We start from the raw sequence: 16,808 nt of genomic DNA, 5'->3' as shown, positions 1-16,808 counted from the left end.
GCGATGACAGACGGTGAGCCGGGCGGGCGCGGCGCGGCAGAAACGGCGCGGCGCCGCCATGGCGGCATCCGACGTGCTGACAGGGCCCGTCGCTCGCCGTAGCGTTGCGCCCATCGCCGCATCGACGGCGCTGTTGCTCCGGCCCCTGGTGACGCTCGCCCGCATGCGATGACCAGGAGACGACCGTGCATCCGTTCCCCCCGCCGAAGCGCCTGCCCTTCTCCCCGCTGTCCGTCACTGCCTCGCCGCCCGGCGGGGACCTGGTGATCGTCGTGGCGGGGGAGGCGGACTGGACGACGGCCGACCGGCTCCTCGACCAGGTCCTCGACGCACTCGGTCCCCCGGTCGAGCGGCTGACCCTCGAGCTCGGTGGCCTGACGTTCTGCAACCTGCGCGGCCTCGGCGCCCTGCACCAAGCCGTCGAGGCGGCCCGGGGATTCGGCATCGACGTGACGGTGCGCGGGATGTCGGGGCAGCTCGCGTGGCTGCACGCCTCCTTCCCGGACCGCCTCTCGACCGGGGGGAGGCAGGACCTCGTGTGGTGGTCCGCCGCCCGCCGGGGATCCCTCGTCGTGGAATCCGCCCCGAGCCAGGGGCGGCCGTGGGAGAGTTCCGGCACGGGGTGACCCGAGGAGGAGGCGACATCAGCGACGGCGAGGAGCTCCGCGCGGCGTTGGCCACGGCCATGGCCGGCGCCGACACCGCGCTGGCGGCGGCCGACCTGCTCTGCCGGGCCTGCGTCCGGCTGCTCGAGGTGGACGGTGCCTCGGTCTCGCTGACCCATGAGGGCAGCACGCAGGGGACGTTCGGTTCCAGCGGAGAGACGAGCCGGCAGCTCGACGAGCTGCAGTTCACCTTCGGCGAGGGCCCGTGCCTGGACGCCGTGCGGCAGGGGGCGCCGGTCCTGGTCGCGGACCTGGGCGATCCCGCCGAGACCCGCTGGCCCGCCTTCGCCGGCGCCCTGGTGCGCTCGGGGATCAACGCCGTGTTCGCGTTGCCGGTCACGATCGCCTCCAAGCCGATCGGCGCCCTCGACCTGTTCCGGCGTTCCGCCGGGACGCTGGGTGCGGCGGCGCTCACCGGCGGGCTGCTCGCCGCCGAGCTGGCTGCCCTGCCGCTCATGGACCTGATGGGTTCGGACCTCGACTGGGACGTCGCCGCGCAGGGCGGCGACGGCTGGGAGCAGCTCGCGTCGCTGTCGCGGATCGAGGTCTACCAGGCGACCGGCATGCTCATCGGGGCGCTGGACGTGGGGCAGACCGAGGCACTGCTGCGGCTGCGCGCGTACGCATTCGCCCACGACATGACCGCAGCCGACACGGCCTGGGCGATCCTGGAGGGACGGGTCTCCCTGGACCCGGACGACTGGCTCGAGCCGGGTGGCCCTCGAAGGGAGCCCGGATGAGCGACTCCCGCGAGCGGGACATCACCGGTTCGTTCGTCCGGCTGGCCAGCAGCCTGGCCAAGGGCCACGACGTCGTCGACCTGCTGAGCGAGCTGACGGAGGACTGCGCGCACCTGCTCGGCATCGCGTCGGCCGGCTTGCTCCTGGCCGACGATCGCGGGGTGCTGCACGTCATGGCGGCGTCGACGGAGCGCACGCGGCAGCTCGAGGTCTTCCAGGTGCAGCGCGCCGACGGCCCGTGCCGGGACTGCTACCTCGACGGCGCCCCGGTCAGCGCGCCGGATCTGCGCACCGAGGCGGAGCGCTGGCCGCAGTTCGCTCCGGCCGCGCTCGGGGCCGGCTTCGCCAGCGTCCACGCGCTGCCGATGCGTCTGCGCGACCAGGTCCTCGGGGCCCTCGGCCTGTTCGGGACGTCCCCGGGGGCGCTGGACCCCGACGACCTGTCGCTCGGTCAGGCGCTCGCCGACGTCGCGAGCGTCGCGATCGTGCAGGACAAGGTGAAGTCCGACCAGCGCACCGTGAACGAGCAGCTGCAGGCGGCGCTGCAGAGCCGGATCGTCCTCGAGCAGGCGAAGGGGGTCCTCGCCCAGAAGGGGTCGCTGCAGATGGACGAGGCCTTCGCGGCGCTGCGGCGGTACGCCCGCGACCACAACCTGCGGCTGACCGCCGTCGCGGAGGCGGTGGTGACGCGTGCGCTGCCCGCCCAGCAGTTGCTCGCGCACGCCCGGGGCGCCGGCCGGAGCTGACCTGGCCGTCGCGGCGTCCGTCCGGTCGCCGTCGTCCGCCGAGCGGTGCTCGTCGGGCCGCTCGGGTCAGCCGAGCGAAGCCGTCATGGAGATGCTCTCCTCGGAGACCGTCGTGCACTCCAGCGTCAGGGGACCGGCCTCGACCGACTCGCCCTCCGCGCAGGTCACGGTCCTGTTGCCGACCGCGATGGTGGCCTCGCCGTCCTGGACGCCCTCGTAGGCCAGCCGCGTGCCGAGCACCTCGACCTCCGCGGCGTCGGGACTCAGGGACACGGTGCAGGAGGTCCCGGAGCAGTCCACGTCCGCGTTGGCGTCCTCAGCGGCCGACGCCGCCGCGGAGGTGGCCGACTCGACCCCCTCGCTGGCGCTCGGGAGGACCGATGAGCCGGTGTTCTCCTCGGCGCCCGAGCACGCGGCCAGGGGAGCGATGAGGAGGCCGCCGGCGAGGACGATCGCTGATCTTCGGCTGTGTCTGGTACCCATGGTTCCAGGCTAGGGTGATCCAGGTCACAGGAGCGGCCGTCGAGGGCAATCGCCACACACCTGTCATCAACCCTGACCGGGGGTGCGGGAGGGGTTCCGCGGGGGTCATGGCTCGACGAGCAACCCGTCGCCACCGGCCTCGATCTCGAAGGCCGTCTCGCCGGTGGTGATCCCCTCGATCCGCTGACCGAAGGGCAGCGGGTCCATGGGCACCAGGAAGGTGAACCGCTGGCGCAGGAGGGCCTGGCCGGCCGCGTCGAGGACGGTGCCCGTCTCCAGCCCCGTCGGCCGGACCGACAGGCTGCCGTCGTCGGCGCCGACGACGACACGGGACGACGCCGACACCTCCCGGCCGAAGACCTCCACCGTCCCGGTCAGCAGCACCTCGCCGGCAGGGGCGCTCTCGACCCTGACCGGTCGCCCGGTGGCGTCGAGGTAGTGGTTGAGGTCCTCGAACGTGAGGGTGGCGCGCTCCTCGCTCTCCTCGATGTAGATCGGGACGACGTCCTGCCCGACGAGGTCGGCGAAGGAGACGTGCACGCCGCTGAGGTCCGCCGTCATGCGCTCGAGCCGCAGCGGGCCCGAGCGCAGGTCCTCGACGGCGATCTCCACGTGCTCGTACCGGCCGCTGAGCACCTGCGGCAGGAAGAAGGTGCCGTGGACCTCGACCGCCGGGAGCTCCAGCACGCCGGTGAGCGCCTGGACCTGCCTGGCCACATAGCTCTCCGCGGTCCACCGGGCGAGGGCGTCGGCGCCCCACAGCAGCAGGGCCGTGCCCAGCAGGACGCTGGCGGCGAGCACCGCGGTCGAGATCCGGATCCGGAGGGCCGAGAGGACGTTCATCGCCTCGTCACCTCGGCCAGCTCGAGCGCCTCACCGCTGCCGGTGCTGCCACTCGGGTCGCGGGCCGCTGCCAGGGCGGTGCGCCGCAGCTCGTCGGCGGACACGGTCTCGGTGCGCACCCTCCGGCTCGGCCAGCTCGCGGCGCGACCGAGCAGCACGAGTACGGCGGGTGTGAGCACCGGCCGGATGAGGAAGGTGTCCAGGAGCAGGCCGACCGCCATGGTGAAGGCCACCTGTCGGAAGGTGTCCAGCGGGATGATCCCGACCATGGCGAAGGTGGTGGCCAGGATGAGGCCCGCGGCGCTGATCGCCCGGGCGGTGCTCGGCATCGCGACGGCGATGGCCCGGCTGAGCGGGAGCCGGCGGGCCGCCTCCCAGATGGAGCCGACCGCGAAGACGTTGTAGTCCGAGCCGAGGGCCACCAGCAGCACCGCCGTCGCGAACGGTGCGTAGAAGGTGATCCCGGGGTCGCCGAGCAGGTACTGGAACACGACCACGGTCAGCCCCAGGGCCGCCGCCACACCCAGCGCGCTGGTGATCAGCAGGGCGATCGGTGCCAGCAGCGCGCGCAGGTAGGCGACGAGGATGACCAGCTCGACCGCCAGCGCCGCCAGCAGCGTCAGTCGCAGGTTGTCCTCGGTCAGCTCGGCCAGCTCCCCGGCGATCGCGGTCTGGCCGGTGAGGGAGACGGTCGCGTCGCCGAGGCCGGCCTCGGCGGCGAGCACCCCGAGCCGGGAGTCCAGTGCCCGGAGGTCGTCGATGGCCGGCGCGGCGAGCGGGTCGCTGTCCAGGATCACCACGAAACGCGCCGTGTCCCCGTCGGCGGAGAAGACGACGCCGTAGTTGTCGGGAAGCGGGTTCTGGGCGGGACCGAGCACCTCCGCCACCCCGGGCTGGGCGGCGATGGCGTCCTGCAGCCGTGCGAGGTCGTCGCGACGGTCGGCGACCCCTGGCTCCTCCACGAGGATCTCGGTGGGCGCCTCCACGCCGCGGAGCCCGGCCTCCTCCAGGACCTCTGCCCCGCGGGCCACCGGGTCGCCCGCGGGCAGGCCTCCGGTGAACGACAGGTCCAGGCGGAGGCTCGTCAGGGGCAGTGCGGCGAGCGCGAGGAACGCCACGCTGAGCGCGGCGGCGACCGCGGCCCCACGCCGGTCGACGATGATCCGGACGAGCGTCCCCACCCCGCGCCCGGCCTTCTCCCGCGACAGACGTGAGCCGCCCGGTGCGAACAGGCGCCCCCCGAGGATCGCCATCAACGCCGGCACGAGGGTGAGCGAGACCAGCACCCCCACGACCACGGTGAGCGACAGCGCGGGGCCGAACGCCCGGAACAGCTCGAAGTCGGCCGCGAGCAGCGCCGCAGTCCCCGCGGCGACCGTGATGCCGGCGACGGCGATGATGGGCGCCTCGACCCGGGTGGCCTCGCGGGCGGCCGCCAGCCGGGGGCGACCCCGCTCGAGCTGCTGGCGCATGCCGGAGAAGAAGAGGACGCAGTAGTCGGTGATGACGCCGATGAGCAGGGCGGCGATCAGCGGTTGCAACTGGTCGGGCAGCGCGAAGCCGAGTGACGAGGCCAGCAGCCCCAGGCTCCGGATCGCGACCAGGTAGCCCAGGCCTGCGGTGAGGAGGACGACGAAGGGTGCGACGACGGAGCGGAAGGCCAGGCCGACCACCATCGCGATCAGCACCAGCGTCGCGATCTCGAAGATGTGGATGCGGGACTGCAGGTAGAACGCCTGCCGCACCTGGGCTGGGACCACGCCGGTGACGTAGGTCTGCACGGACGGCTGGTTGTCGAAGTGCGCCGCGTACTGCTGGGCTAGCGCTGCGGTGGCGTTGAGCGACGTCCCGCCGGTGACGTACAGGTAGGTGACCGCCGTCGTGGGTGACGAGGTGGGGATGGGGATGGCGGCCACGATGTTGCCGTCGCCCGACGGCGCGGTGCCGTCGAGGTAGGCCTCGGTGTAGGTGAGCGCCCACAGTGCGATGTCGGCGCGGGTGAGGACGCTCAGGCCGTCGGGGTCGTGGACGACCACGGAGGTCTCGGACAGCACCGGTACGCGGAACGACGCCAGGCTGCGCGCCTGGGTGGCCACCGCTTCGCTCTCGGCCGGCAGCAGGCTGCCGATCCGGCCGCCGCCTCCTCCGCCGGAGGTCGGCAGGGCCATGGAGACGACGACGGTGGCGAGGATCCAGCCGACGACCACGAACCACCGACCGGTCACCACCGCCGAGCGGTAGCCACGCGCGAGGCCGGCGAGAGGCGAGGAGCGCGCCGGTCGGGGCCCGGGGGTGGTCATGCCTGCGACCGAGCTCTGCTCTCGGGCACCCGCACCTGGGCCTCCCCGCCGGGCCGCCGTCTGGCCGCCGCACTGGCAGGGTAAGGGCCCCGACGAGACGCCGCTCGACGCGAGGAGCGCCCATGTCCGAGCAAGGCACCAGGTCACCGGAGACAGGCGGCGTACTGCGTCGGGCACTGCGCTGGTGGGCGCTCACGGGAGTTTTCCTCCTGGGACTGGTCATCGGCGCGGTCACCATCGCCCTGCTGGCCGGGCGAACGCCGGTGCCACCGAGCGCCGCTCCTGGCGCCGCCGGGACGTCCGCCCCGGGAGGGCCGGCGGCAGCGACGCCCGGCTCGCCGGCAGGCGTCACCGGGGAACTGGCGGTGAACGCCGCCTGCCTGCGGGCGATCAACGCCGCGCAGGACACCGTGGAGGTCGTCGACGACATCGGCGAGGCCATCGCCGAGATCAACGCGGCTCGCCTCGACGAGGTCGTCCGACGGCTGCAACCGCTCCAGGAACGGTTGCAGGTGAACATCGAGGACTGCCAGGTCGTGGGTCAGCTGCCGACCCGGTCGCCCGGGGAGGGCCCCGCCGCCCCCGGGAGCCCGGGTGCGTCGGAGGCCCCGGCGTCACCGACCGACTGACCCCGGCCGCGGCGCTGCGACCGGCCCGTACGCTGGATCCTCGTGAGCCTCACCATCGGGATCGTCGGCCTGCCCAACGTCGGCAAGTCCACGCTGTTCAACGCGCTGACCAAGAACGACGTCCTGGCGGCCAACTACCCGTTCGCGACGATCGAGCCGAACGTGGGCGTGGTGGGCGTGCCCGACCCGCGGCTGGCCACGCTGGCCGGGATCTTCGGCAGCCAGAAGATCATCCCGGCGACGGTCTCCTTCGTCGACATCGCCGGCATCGTCCGCGGCGCCAGCGAGGGTGCCGGCATGGGCAACAAGTTCCTCGCCAACATCCGCGAGAGCGACGCGATCTGCCAGGTCATCCGGGTCTTCACCGACCCCGACGTCGTGCACGTCGAGGGCAAGGTCAGCCCGGCCGACGACATCGAGACCATCAACACCGAGCTCGTGCTGGCCGACATGCAGACGCTGGAGAAGGCCGTCCCGCGGCTGGAGAAGGAAGCCAAGAAGGACAAGGAGCGCGCCGGGCTGCTGTCCGCCGCGCAGGCCGCGCAGAAGATCCTCGACGAGGGGCGCACCCTGTTCGCCGCCGGCGTGGACCCCGAGCCGCTGCGCGAGCTGAGCCTCATGACGACCAAGCCGTTCCTGTACGTCTTCAACGTCGACGCCGACGAGCTGGCCAACACCGAGCTGCTCGACGAGCTGCGCGGCCTGGTCGCGCCGGCCGAGGCGATCTTCCTGGACGCGCAGACCGAGTCCGAGCTGATCGAGCTGCCCGCCGAGGAGGCGGCCGAGCTGCTGGCCTCCATCGGCCAGGACGAGCCGGGCCTGGACCAGCTGGCCAAGGTCGGCTTCCGCACCCTCGGACTGCAGACCTACCTGACCGCCGGCCCCAAGGAGTCGCGCGCCTGGACCATCCCGGTCGGGGCGACCGCACCGCAGGCCGCCGGTGTCATCCACACCGACTTCCAGCGTGGCTTCATCAAGGCCGAGATCGTCAGCTTCGACCAGCTGGTCGAAGCGGGCTCCATGGCCGAGGCCAAGTCCAAGGGCTGGGTCCGCATGGAGGGCAAGGAGTACGTCATGGCCGATGGCGACGTCGTGGAGTTCCGCTTCAACGTCTGACGGCTGCTGAAGCCGCTGGTCAGGCGCTTGTCAGCGTCGTCCGGTCCGCAGAGAGTCCGCAGAAAAGTCGAGTGCTGCGGACATGAGACCGTCCGTGGCGGCTCGGGTGCGGTCCTCCGCGTCGGGCCACAGGTGTCCATAGGTGTTCAGCGTCGTGGTCGCCGAGGCGTGCCCGAGGGCGCGCTGCACGGTGACGACGTCGCATCCGGAGGCGATGAGCCCGGAGGCGAAGAAGTGCCGCAGGACGTGCAGCCGCAAGCCCGTCAGGCCGGCTGCTGACGTCGCCTTGCGCCAAAGGTGGCCGACGGTGTTCTGGTGTGGCGGGGTGCCGGTCGGGGTGGGGAAGAGCCAGCGTTCCGGACCGCCGCCGGCCAGGTGCTGCTCCACGTGCCCGGCGAGCAGGGTGAGGAGTCGGTCGGGGACGACGATCGTCCGTTCCGAGCCGTGCTTGGGTGCCCGCAGTTCGACCGTGCCGCCGGGTCCTCGCTGGACTTGCCGGCTGATGACCACTCGGCGCCGGAGGAAGGCGACGTCGCCGATTTGCAGCGCAGCCGCCTCGCCGAGTCGGAGGCCGCCGAAGGCGCAGATGGCGATGTACGCGGCGAACCGGTCGTCGGCTGCGGTGAGCAGTGCGCCGACCTGGGGCGGCGTGGGGATGCTCATGGCGTGTTCGCGGCGCCGGCGGCGGGGGAGTGTCACCCCGTCGCTGGGGTCGGTGGCGATCACCCGGTCGCGGACGGCGCCGCGCAGCACCGCGCGCACGTTCTGCACCCGGGTGTGGACGGTGCCCGGGGCCAGGCCGGCCGCGGTCATCTACTTGACCCACGACTCGACGTGCGACCGGCGGAGCAGGCGGAGCTCGACATCGGTGAAGGTCGCCGTTCGCACCGCGAGACTCATGGCCAGCTCGGTGCCGGGAGCCCACACCTGACGGGCGGCCCAGACGGCGTAGAACGCCGAGAGGGTGATCCGGCCGGCCTTGGGGTCGACGTAGGTGCCGGTGACGACGGTGGCGGTGACCTCGTCCAGCCAGCGTTGGGCGTCGGCCTTCCGCTTGAAGTGCCGGGCGTGCTCCTTGCCGTCGGCGTCGCGGTACCGGGGGCGGTACGTGCCGTCGGGGCGCCGCGCGATGCTCGCCATGTCTCTCCTCGATCGCCGGAGTGCCGCCCCGGAGCCAGCCTGCCGCGAGTGGACGACAGTGCGCTACGCCGTAGGCCGGCTCCTGTGGATCACCGGTCGCTGTTCGCGACCTTGCTCTGCCACCAGCGGTCGCACTCAGCCTCGTCGTAGAGCACGCGGCGGCCGACGCGCACCCCGGCGGGGCCGATGCCGATGTGGCGCCAGTAGCGGACGGTGGCCGGGCTGGTGCGGAACCGGTCGGCCACCTCCTCGGTGGTCAGCAGTCGGACGACCATGGCTTCTCCTCGTCGTTCGCGGTCGGACACGCACCCGTCATGAGGGAGAAGGCGCCAAAGGGCGCCGATTGCTGTCAGGGGTGACCAAGAAACTTTCGATCCCTGATGGCTGTTCGGTCGGTCGGGGAGTGTCACCCCGGCTTGTCACCCCCTAACGGTTGGCGGACCCGGGAACGTCAGCGGTGTCGAAGGCGGCGTTTGAAGGCAGCCAGCGCCTCGTCGAGTGCGGGGGCCAGGCCCGGTAGATCCCGGTCGTAGACGACGCCGCGGTCGAGCTGGCGGCTCAGCTCTCCGAGGAGGTCGATCCAGGCATCGCGCCGAGGCGTCGTTGCGACCGGTGCCGCTGCTGGGGTGACGACGATCCGCTCGACGATCTGGACGGCGGCGCGACCGGAGGCCGCCGCTCGGGACTGCTCCCATGCTCGGTGCCGGCAGGTCGCCGAACACCACTTCGGGATCGGTCCCCGCGACCGAAGGGTGATCGGTCCGCCGCACCACCCGCATGTCATCGCGGAGGCCCGTCGTGCCTGGCTCGCTGGCGAGTGCGGGACCGGGGCCTCGGAGGCTTGCTGCTCCGGCTCGGACGCTTGTTTCGGCTGTCGCCGTCGTCGACGTTCCCGCTCCCGCTGCCGAGCGCGGTGCTCACTGCTTCCCTTGCTGCCCATGGGCTTGAGCGTCCGAGGAGACGTTCGCCTACCTGTCACCACGAATGGGGCCGCCTTGATGCACCAGGTGTGTCGCCTCGTGTTCCTGCGGATCCAGCGTTGAGGGCCTCGCGTCACCGGGCCGCGGCGACTCGAACATTTTGGTGGTGGCGGCACGTGGTGGGCGGTGTCCCTGGAGGCCGGGCGAGCGAGACGCCTGCAGTGCCAGCCGCTTTGGTCGTACCGATCCCGCAAGATGCGCCGCGCAGTCCTCGAACCCGGCCGAGCGGTTCGCCTCGACCTCAGGCGCGGACTGCCGAAGCACTCATCGGAAGCCTTGCTGGCCTCCCCGTAGAGTCAAACTGACCCACTGGCAGCGGAGGCAACGTGGCGCGATCGGACTTGCTCATCGACCTGGTCGATGCGCAGCGCCGTGGCGACGGCTCACGGTTCCGTCTCCTAGTCGAGACGATCATCGCGGAGGAGCGCAGCAACCAGCACCATCTGGTTGCCGATCGTCTATCAGAGCTCATCACGACGTCTGGCTCGACGGAGCTGCTGGCGAGGGACGACAGCGCGCGTCCTGTGGCCGACCTGCTACATGAGGTTGTGCCCCGACGCAGGCTCTCTGCCCTACAGCTCGATGGCCATGTGGCGGCGGCGGCTGGCGAGCTAATTGAGGAACACCACCGAGCGGAACTTCTCCGGAGCCACGGCATAGAGCCGCGGAACCGAGTGCTCTTGGAGGGGCCCCCCGGCAATGGCAAGACGTCCCTGGCTGAGGCGATCGCCGCCGAGTGCATGCTGCCCTTCTACGCCGTGCGCTACGAGGGCATCGTGTCGAGTTTCCTGGGGGAGACCACCAGTCGACTGGACCACGTTTTCGAGTTCGTCCGTACCCGACGGTGCGTGTTGTTCTTCGACGAGTTCGACACGATCGCCAAGGAGCGGGCGGACAACCACGAGACGGGCGAGATCAAGCGAGTGGTCTCGACTCTCCTGCTGCAGATCGACAGGTTGCCCCCGCACGTGATTGTCGTCTGTGCGACCAACCATGGAGAGTTGCTCGACCGTGCGGCCTGGCGCCGCTTCCAGCTTCGACTGGCGCTAGAAGCGCCTTCCCGGGCTGAGGCGACGGCGTTCCTTGAATCGATGCGCGCTCGCTTGGGAGGCGACCTTGGGTTGGCGCCTCGCACGCTGGCTGATCGCCTGAAAGGGGCCAGTTACGCCGAACTCGAGCAGTTCGCACAGGACATCCGGCGTCGGTACGTCCTGGCGCTGCCCGACAGCGACCTCGGCGGCATCGTCCGGACCCGGCTTGAGCAATGGCGCAGCCAGGCCCACCAGTGACTGATCCACGTCCACTGCTGTCCTTCGGCGGTCCAGACGCCAGTCCCATCCCCCCGCTTCCGGACGGTTCACGCTCGGTCCCACCCAGCCCGCGTGGGCCTGGGCCGGCGCGACAGGGCGCTCGCCTCACTCCACAGTTCGACGCGCTTCAGGACGCCATGCAAGCCGGCCGGGCCGCCTTGAGCAGAACCGCCAGCGACCCAGATCCCGAATTGGTCGTTGTCTTCGATCTAGCCGGCAGCGTGGAGGAGTTCGCCCGCGCTGTGAGCGGAGTGCCCGGGCTCGAGTTCCTCGCTGAGCACGAGGAGGAGGACGTCGACCCCGACGCCGACTTCCACATGGTCAGCAAAGACGGCCGCACCGACAAGGCCGTCCCCGAGTCCCTCTACATGATCATGACCAACGCGCGCGCGGTCACTCAACTCATCGCACTCTTCCACCGCTGGGAGGCGGACCCCGAGGAGAAGTTCGCCCGGGGACTCAACCCGTTGCGGAGAGTATTTGCACTGCTGCGGGAGATCCGGCGCTGGGGCCCCGAAGACCGCGTCCGGGAAACGGGTCTCTTGGAGGACTGGGCGGACACGCTCCAAGCTATCGGCGGGGCCCGGAGCAGCGTCCGCATCGAGATCGAGCTTTGGTTCCGTGCGGATCCGGCCCGGCGAGCCGCCGCCCAGTCCGAGGTGGCACGCCTGATTGGAAACGCCGGCGGCACCGTCGTGCACACTTCCACGATTGCCAGCATTGACTACCACGGTGTGCTCGCCGACCTGCCCCACCGGGAGGTCCAGGCAGTGCTCACTGACGGGCCTCACGCCATCGAGTTACTCACGACGGACGCGATCATGTTCGTTGCACCTGCTCAACCGATGGCGATCCCTGGCCTGGAGCTTGCGGCCGATACTCCTGCGCCGGCCGTCGCCGATGGGCCTGTGGGCGACGCGCCGCGGGTCGCGCTACTCGACGGAGTTCCACTCGCCAACCACAGCTCGCTCGCAGGTCGATTAGTACTAGATGACCCGGACAACATCGCGGCCCGCTACGTCAGCTCACAGCAGCAGCACGGGACGGCTATGGCGTCCCTGATCGTCCACGGCGACCTGGGAAGGCCACGGGCGCCGCTGTCGGCAAGGCTGTACGTCCGCCCCATCTTCGAGCCCCACCCGAGCGGCAACGGCGAGACGGTGATCCAAGACCAGCTGCAGGTTGACCTCGTCCACCGTGCGTTTCACCGAATGTTCGAGGGCGATGGTGACCAACCACCAGCGGCCCCCAGCGTGCGGATCGTCAACTTGTCCATCGGGGATCCCGCCCGCGTCTTCGTGCGCCGGCTAAGCCCCATGGCGAAGCTACTGGACTGGCTGGCCCACCGCTACAACCTTCTCGTGCTCGTAAGCGCGGGCAATCATCCCATCGCCACAACCGTGCCAACCGACGCGATCTCCGACCCTGGCTCGCTGGGACGGGTGCTCGTTGCCGACGGGCGGGATCGAGCGCTCCATCGCCGCTTGCTGGCGCCGGCCGAGGCAGTCAACGTGGTCACCGTCGGGGCCCTACATGCGGATGCATGGTCCGGCGACCTGCCAGACACCGTCCTTGACGGGTTGGAAGACGGCATGCCCGCGCTGTATAGCGCCGTCGGTTTCGGATATCGCCGCTCAGTCAAGCCAGAGGTTCTGCTGCCGGGCGGCCGCAGTCTTTTCCAGCGGCCGCCTGCGGTCACGTCCACCACGGTTCCGCTTTCACCAGCCAGGACCAGCGCCCGTGGGCCGGGCATGCTCGTCGCCGCCCCAGGTCGCGATCGGGACGCCACGGCGTACTTGTATGGCACGAGCAACGCCACAGCACTGGCGAGCCGATCCGCCAGTCACATCTTTGATGTTCTCGCAGGACTCCCCGACCGAGCAGGCGAGTTCCCATTTCCTGATGCGCAGTACCACCCCGTGCTGGCCAAGACACTGCTGGTCCATGCCGCGACGTGGGGCGCGCTGAGCACGGCGTTGCGGGACGCATTGGACCTGGAGACCAGTACCGAGCGGCGAGACATCACCCAGATGCTCGGCTACGGCGCTGTCGATCCCCACCACGTCGCTTCAGCCAGCCGCACACGTGTGGTGCTGCTTGGAGCCGGGTCCATCACCAAGGACCAACGACACCGGTTCAGTTTCCCAATGCCGCCCGCATTAGCAGCCACCACCGAGTGGCGCCGGCTGACAGTCACCCTTGGCTGGCTGTCCCCGGTCAACACCCGTACGCAGCGGCACCGCATGGCTCGGCTCTTCTTCCAGCCGCCACAGACAGAGCTGGGCGTGAAGCGCGTCCAGGCCCAGCACCAGACCGTGCGCAAGGGAACGGTGCAGCACGAGGTTCTCGAAGGTGCGGCTGCAGTCGCCTTCGCCGCGGGTGACGCGCTCACGGTCGACGTTGACTGTCGCGTGGACGCCGGCAGGCTCGATGCGCCGGTTCGGTACGGACTTGCCGTCTCTCTGGAGGTAGCGGCCACCGTGCAGGCAGACATCCACGCCCAGGTCCGGGAACAGCTCCAGGCTCGGCTTCGCCAGCGGGCCGCTGCACAAGTTACCGCAGTGCGTGGGTGACCACCTTCGGACTAACCGTTCTTGCCACCGCTTCCTCCGCTCGCTCAGCTGGTCGACCCGCCGGGCGCGCTCGTGTGAGTGGTCGTGAGGGTTCCCGCGACGCCCGCATGGAAGTGCCCGGCGGGAGCGTGGCGTCGCGCTGCTGCGCGCGGCGCAGCGTTCTAAACTGACCGATGACCACGCCAGCGCCCCCCAGCGACGCGCAGGACCCAGCAGCCGTCCCGGCTCTCGGTGGCCTCGCTGCTGGCTACGAGCACTTTTTGGAACAGCGCGGGGACGCGTTCGCCGCCGACTGGGTGGAGACGACTGTCGTGCTCGACACGAACGTCTTGCTCAACCTGTACCGGAGCCCGGACGCGGCTCGCGAGGAGCTGCTGGTCGCGCTTGAGGGGATAGCCTCCTCGCTGTTCATGCCGGCTCAGGTCCAGCGCGAGTTCTGGCGCCACCGCGATTCGGTGCTGCGGGAGAACGCCGCGCTGGACGAAGTGGCGAACGAGCTGCGCAGAATGCTGCGGGACGCGAAGAAGTCTTTGACCCGGCTCGGTCAGGGCAAGATCGGAGCCGCTCCCGCGAAGGACCTCACCGAACAGCTCGAGTCGACGCTCGAGGACGTGATCAAGGCCGCGTCCGGACATCAGCCGACGTTCAACTGGAGGACGGCGCTGAGCGCGCCCGAGCACGACACCGTCCTGTCGAGGCTGACCGAGCTCTACAACGGTCGAGTCGGCGCGGCGTACGGGCCGACGGAGTTCGCGGCTGCTGTCACGGAGGCGACCAGCCGGTTCCGGCGTCGCGTGCCGCCCGGGTACGAGGACGCGCATAAAGCTGAGCACGAGGAGGAGGGCGCCGGTGACTACCTCCTCTGGCGGCAGACCATCGAGCACGCCAGGCGGGCCGGCAAGGACGTCGTCATCGTCACGCAGGACGCTAAGCAGGACTGGTGGCGGCTCGACGCTCGCAACGAGCCGATCAACGCGCGCTTCGAGCTCGTCGACGAAATGCGTCGCGAGGCTGGTGTGGGCGCGCGGCTCGTCCTCACGGCCGACTTCCTCAAGGCGCTCGGCGAGACCACGGACTCGCCGGTGAGCGAGCGGACGGTTGACCAGGTAGACGAGCTCGACACGGCCGACGCGGCGGGCGACGAGCCGGTGGGCGGGAGCTGGACCCGGGCCATGCTCGATGCGCTGCAGGACCGTCTCCGCGAGAACGGTTACGAGGACCGGGCGCTGGTCATCGAGCGGGGCATCGATTCGCCCACCGGCCTGCTGAGCCGCGCGGACGTCCTGGGGCTGCTCGGCCGTCCGGCCGACGCGAAGTTGACCGGCTTCACGCGCCCCATCGCCAGGGCGACCAGGCAGCTCATCGCCGAGGGTGTTCTGCCGCCTGTGGCGGCGCCTGCCCTGCGGCCCGAGTACGACGGACCGGGCAAGGCGGTCAGGTTCTCCGCGCCGGAACTTGTCGAAGAACGACCGTCTGCCGACAGCACCGACCGTTGAGCACGGCTCCAAGGCGGCGTGTTGACCAAGCCGGCGCCTGAGACGCCCGGGCGACGACTGCACGGTGCCGGTCGCGCCCGGCCGGCGTTCCCGGCCGGGCAGCTCATGAAGGCGGGCCGGCGAGCACCTGCACGACTGGCCGCTCGGCCAACGTTCCTGCCTAACCCGCGCGGAGTCACGGCGTTGAGCGCGGCCAACGTTCCGAGCCTCTTCTACCTCCGAGCCACACCTGGGCGGACCTGACGTCCCGGACGGGCGTCAGCCGGCCGGAGTCTGACCGACCAGCTCCTACGCATCGAGGTGCCGCGGCCAGGCAGCCGGCAACGGACAGCTCGGTCAGTCTGCAGCAAGTCCGCAGGACGTTCACTTTCGCCCCTGAACGACCATGCGCGTCCAACTGTAAAACGGCTGCTCAGAGGGCGTTGTCAACGCCAGCTGTTCAAGATCGAACACCCCGGATTCGTTCCGCGACGACGTCGTGAGCGTCGCCCGCAACCGCGAGCCGGGCACCCGCGATGGACCGGCCGACGATCCGGTTGGAGTGCACGTCTTTGCCTGGTGCGACACGATGAGCCGGTGATGCCAGTGGACGATCCGCTCACCTTCTCGGACCCGGCGTATGACGCAGCAGCAGATGCGTACAACGAAAACCTCGCTCCGCCGGCCTGGTTCTATCCACTGGTTGGCGAGGTGGCCTCCGACACGGTATTGCTTGAACTCTGCATGACCGAGGCCGCCCTTGAGCTCACACGGACTGAGGGTGACGCGCGTGAACTGATCAGAAGCTCAGAAAGCATGCTGGCGATCATCAAGGCCGCAAAGGACCTCAACGATCAGTTCGATGCTCTCGTGCCGCGTTTCCATACCGCTCGAGAGGATCGGAACAGAATCGTGCACGCACTGCTCTCGTGGAGGGAAGCTGATGGCAACGAAGCTGATTACTGGATTCAGCACCATCCGAAGACCAAGAGGGAAATAGTCCTACCGACGGACGAGGCGCCTAGGTCGATGACTGACGCTCTCAGGAGAATTAAAGATGTCACGCAGCAGGCGGACGAGTTGACCATCGCTCTCCGCGCGTCCGACTCGGCAGGCCAATCCCCAAACCCGTGGTGATGCCAAACTTGTAGTGGCGCCAGGTTCCGGACTCGGATGCGTTGATGACCGCGACGCGGGTCCTCCGGTCATCGCCTGTCCACCGGGTCTGGCCGCGGCCGCCGGCGCGAGTCAGCGGCCGCGGCGATGTGGTCGTCAGCGGGTGCCGTGGTAGGTGAACGACGCGGCGGTGTCCGGCTGGAACACCGCCCTGGGCACGGTGCCGTTGCGAGTGAGCACGGGGTCGTTGGGGATGTACCAGTACCCCTCGAAGCTCGCGGAGGAGACAACGATGCGATCGCCGAGGAGCACGTGCTGCTCGACCTTGATCTTGGTGTCCTCGAAGCGGCCCAGGGCCGCCTCCAGCACTACCTCGTAGGGCACATCGATGAAGGTGGTGGAGGGTGTCTTGCTCGGGAGTGTGTGCACGGCTAGGACGATCCTCACGATCGGCACTAACGTCGCCCTCTCACGCCAGCTCGCCTCGCCCGCCGGTGGGAGTCCGGTCAGACAGCAGCCGGTACCCGACCCAGGAGTCCTCGGGCGCCAGCGGTGGGGGCTGCGCCGCGGAGGCGGCGGCATCGGGCACCACGTCCCCGCGAAACCACCAGCTGACGGTCAAGTCCGCTGGCGTGGTGTGTGACGGCTTCCGCGTGATCTTCGGTTCGGTCAGGCGCTGAGCGCCGGAATGT

Annotated in this window: 17 protein-coding genes; 9 read left to right on the top strand and 8 right to left on the bottom strand. The window is 70.2% G+C overall.

Annotation, left to right across the window (positions count from 1 at the left end):
• The first annotated feature begins 185 nt into the window (after window positions 1-185).
• Genes GCU60_RS17565 through GCU60_RS17555 form a run of 3 tightly spaced genes read left to right on the top strand, consistent with a single transcriptional unit; the run spans window position 186 to window position 2,151 of the window.
• Window positions 186-626, top strand: coding sequence for an STAS domain-containing protein (locus GCU60_RS17565; protein ID WP_163207639.1), 441 nt, complete (start codon window positions 186-188; stop codon window positions 624-626).
• On the top strand, window positions 623-1,405 hold the full coding sequence (locus GCU60_RS17560) for a GAF domain-containing protein (protein ID WP_204262255.1): 783 nt from the start codon (window positions 623-625) through the stop codon (window positions 1,403-1,405). The genes GCU60_RS17565 and GCU60_RS17560 overlap by 4 nt, the downstream gene beginning before the upstream one ends.
• Window positions 1,402-2,151: a GAF and ANTAR domain-containing protein gene (locus GCU60_RS17555; RefSeq protein WP_163207637.1), complete on the top strand. Its 750-nt coding sequence runs from the start codon at window positions 1,402-1,404 to the stop codon at window positions 2,149-2,151. The genes GCU60_RS17560 and GCU60_RS17555 overlap by 4 nt, the downstream gene beginning before the upstream one ends.
• Window positions 2,152-2,217: 66 nt before the next feature.
• On the opposite strand, the gene GCU60_RS17550 is transcribed toward GCU60_RS17555, so the two are convergent.
• From GCU60_RS17550 to GCU60_RS17540, 3 genes are all read right to left on the bottom strand, one after another.
• Complete coding sequence (locus GCU60_RS17550) at window positions 2,218-2,634, bottom strand: hypothetical protein (protein ID WP_163207635.1); 417 nt, start codon at window positions 2,632-2,634, stop codon at window positions 2,218-2,220.
• A gap of 105 nt (window positions 2,635-2,739) precedes the next feature.
• Window positions 2,740-3,477 (bottom strand): LmeA family phospholipid-binding protein, encoded by a 738-nt coding sequence (locus GCU60_RS17545; protein ID WP_163207633.1) that lies wholly within the window; start codon window positions 3,475-3,477, stop codon window positions 2,740-2,742.
• Window positions 3,474-5,777: an MMPL family transporter gene (locus tag GCU60_RS17540; RefSeq protein WP_163207631.1), complete on the bottom strand. Its 2,304-nt coding sequence runs from the start codon at window positions 5,775-5,777 to the stop codon at window positions 3,474-3,476. The genes GCU60_RS17545 and GCU60_RS17540 overlap by 4 nt, the downstream gene beginning before the upstream one ends.
• A 122-nt stretch (window positions 5,778-5,899) precedes the next feature.
• Here GCU60_RS17540 and GCU60_RS17535 point away from each other — a divergent pair, with 122 nt between their 5' ends.
• The gene (locus tag GCU60_RS17535; RefSeq protein ID WP_163207629.1) at window positions 5,900-6,406 is read left to right on the top strand and encodes a hypothetical protein; all 507 of its coding nucleotides are present in this window, start codon (window positions 5,900-5,902) and stop codon (window positions 6,404-6,406) included.
• Between the two features lie 42 nt (window positions 6,407-6,448).
• Window positions 6,449-7,522 (top strand): redox-regulated ATPase YchF, encoded by a 1,074-nt coding sequence (gene ychF / locus GCU60_RS17530; RefSeq protein ID WP_163207627.1) that lies wholly within the window; start codon window positions 6,449-6,451, stop codon window positions 7,520-7,522.
• A gap of 30 nt (window positions 7,523-7,552) precedes the next feature.
• Here ychF and GCU60_RS17525 read toward each other — a convergent pair whose 3' ends face one another.
• From GCU60_RS17525 to GCU60_RS17520, 3 genes are all read right to left on the bottom strand, one after another.
• Window positions 7,553-8,335 carry a tyrosine-type recombinase/integrase gene (locus GCU60_RS17525; RefSeq protein WP_239521380.1) on the bottom strand — a complete coding sequence of 261 codons (783 nt, stop codon included), beginning with the start codon at window positions 8,333-8,335 and terminating at the stop codon, window positions 7,553-7,555.
• Window positions 8,336-8,662 carry a hypothetical protein gene (locus tag GCU60_RS20555; protein ID WP_239521379.1) on the bottom strand — a complete coding sequence of 109 codons (327 nt, stop codon included), beginning with the start codon at window positions 8,660-8,662 and terminating at the stop codon, window positions 8,336-8,338.
• Between the two features lie 89 nt (window positions 8,663-8,751).
• Complete coding sequence (locus GCU60_RS17520) at window positions 8,752-8,937, bottom strand: helix-turn-helix transcriptional regulator (protein WP_163207625.1); 186 nt, start codon at window positions 8,935-8,937, stop codon at window positions 8,752-8,754.
• Between the two features lie 1,031 nt (window positions 8,938-9,968).
• On the opposite strand from GCU60_RS17520, the gene GCU60_RS21745 reads away from it, so the two are divergent.
• From GCU60_RS21745 to GCU60_RS17500, 4 genes are all read left to right on the top strand, one after another.
• Window positions 9,969-10,931 (top strand): AAA family ATPase, encoded by a 963-nt coding sequence (locus GCU60_RS21745; protein WP_163207623.1) that lies wholly within the window; start codon window positions 9,969-9,971, stop codon window positions 10,929-10,931.
• A gap of 242 nt (window positions 10,932-11,173) precedes the next feature.
• Entirely contained in the window at window positions 11,174-13,525 is a 2,352-nt protein-coding gene (locus GCU60_RS20545) for a S8 family serine peptidase (RefSeq protein ID WP_204262254.1), read from the top strand.
• Between the two features lie 173 nt (window positions 13,526-13,698).
• Complete coding sequence (locus tag GCU60_RS17505; RefSeq protein ID WP_163207618.1) at window positions 13,699-15,021, top strand: PIN-like domain-containing protein; 1,323 nt, start codon at window positions 13,699-13,701, stop codon at window positions 15,019-15,021.
• Window positions 15,022-15,597: 576 nt separating this feature from the next.
• Window positions 15,598-16,137: a hypothetical protein gene (locus GCU60_RS17500; protein ID WP_163207616.1), complete on the top strand. Its 540-nt coding sequence runs from the start codon at window positions 15,598-15,600 to the stop codon at window positions 16,135-16,137.
• Window positions 16,138-16,272: 135 nt separating this feature from the next.
• Here the strand turns inward: GCU60_RS17500 and GCU60_RS17495 are convergent, their stop codons facing one another.
• Together GCU60_RS17495 and GCU60_RS19955 are read right to left on the bottom strand one after the other, a co-directional pair.
• Window positions 16,273-16,545, bottom strand: a complete 273-nt coding sequence (locus tag GCU60_RS17495; RefSeq protein WP_163207614.1) for a hypothetical protein — start codon at window positions 16,543-16,545, stop codon at window positions 16,273-16,275.
• 40 nt (window positions 16,546-16,585) lie between these two features.
• Window positions 16,586-16,808 (bottom strand): hypothetical protein (locus GCU60_RS19955; RefSeq protein ID WP_204262253.1); only part of this gene is annotated, 223 nt, incomplete at its 5' end.

The sequence above is a fragment of the Blastococcus saxobsidens genome, assembly GCF_010682065.1.
GTDB lineage: Bacteria > Actinomycetota > Actinomycetes > Mycobacteriales > Geodermatophilaceae > Blastococcus > Blastococcus saxobsidens_B.
This window is presented reverse-complemented; position numbering and strand designations above follow the sequence as displayed.

What these genes read in the sequence shown, in the direction of transcription:
- GCU60_RS17555 (WP_163207637.1), top strand. Translation starts at nt 1,402, where the DNA reads ATGAGCGACTCCCGCGAGCGGGACATCACCGGTTCGTTCGTCCGGCTG.
- GCU60_RS17550 (WP_163207635.1), bottom strand. Translation starts at nt 2,634, where the DNA reads ATGGGTACCAGACACAGCCGAAGATCAGCGATCGTCCTCGCCGGCGGC.
- GCU60_RS17545 (WP_163207633.1), bottom strand. Translation starts at nt 3,477, where the DNA reads ATGAACGTCCTCTCGGCCCTCCGGATCCGGATCTCGACCGCGGTGCTC.
- GCU60_RS17540 (WP_163207631.1), bottom strand. Translation starts at nt 5,777, where the DNA reads ATGACCACCCCCGGGCCCCGACCGGCGCGCTCCTCGCCTCTCGCCGGC.
- GCU60_RS17535 (WP_163207629.1), top strand. Translation starts at nt 5,900, where the DNA reads ATGTCCGAGCAAGGCACCAGGTCACCGGAGACAGGCGGCGTACTGCGT.
- GCU60_RS17525 (WP_239521380.1), bottom strand. Translation starts at nt 8,335, where the DNA reads ATGACCGCGGCCGGCCTGGCCCCGGGCACCGTCCACACCCGGGTGCAG.
- GCU60_RS20555 (WP_239521379.1), bottom strand. Translation starts at nt 8,662, where the DNA reads ATGGCGAGCATCGCGCGGCGCCCCGACGGCACGTACCGCCCCCGGTAC.
- GCU60_RS17520 (WP_163207625.1), bottom strand. Translation starts at nt 8,937, where the DNA reads ATGGTCGTCCGACTGCTGACCACCGAGGAGGTGGCCGACCGGTTCCGC.
- GCU60_RS17505 (WP_163207618.1), top strand. Translation starts at nt 13,699, where the DNA reads ATGACCACGCCAGCGCCCCCCAGCGACGCGCAGGACCCAGCAGCCGTC.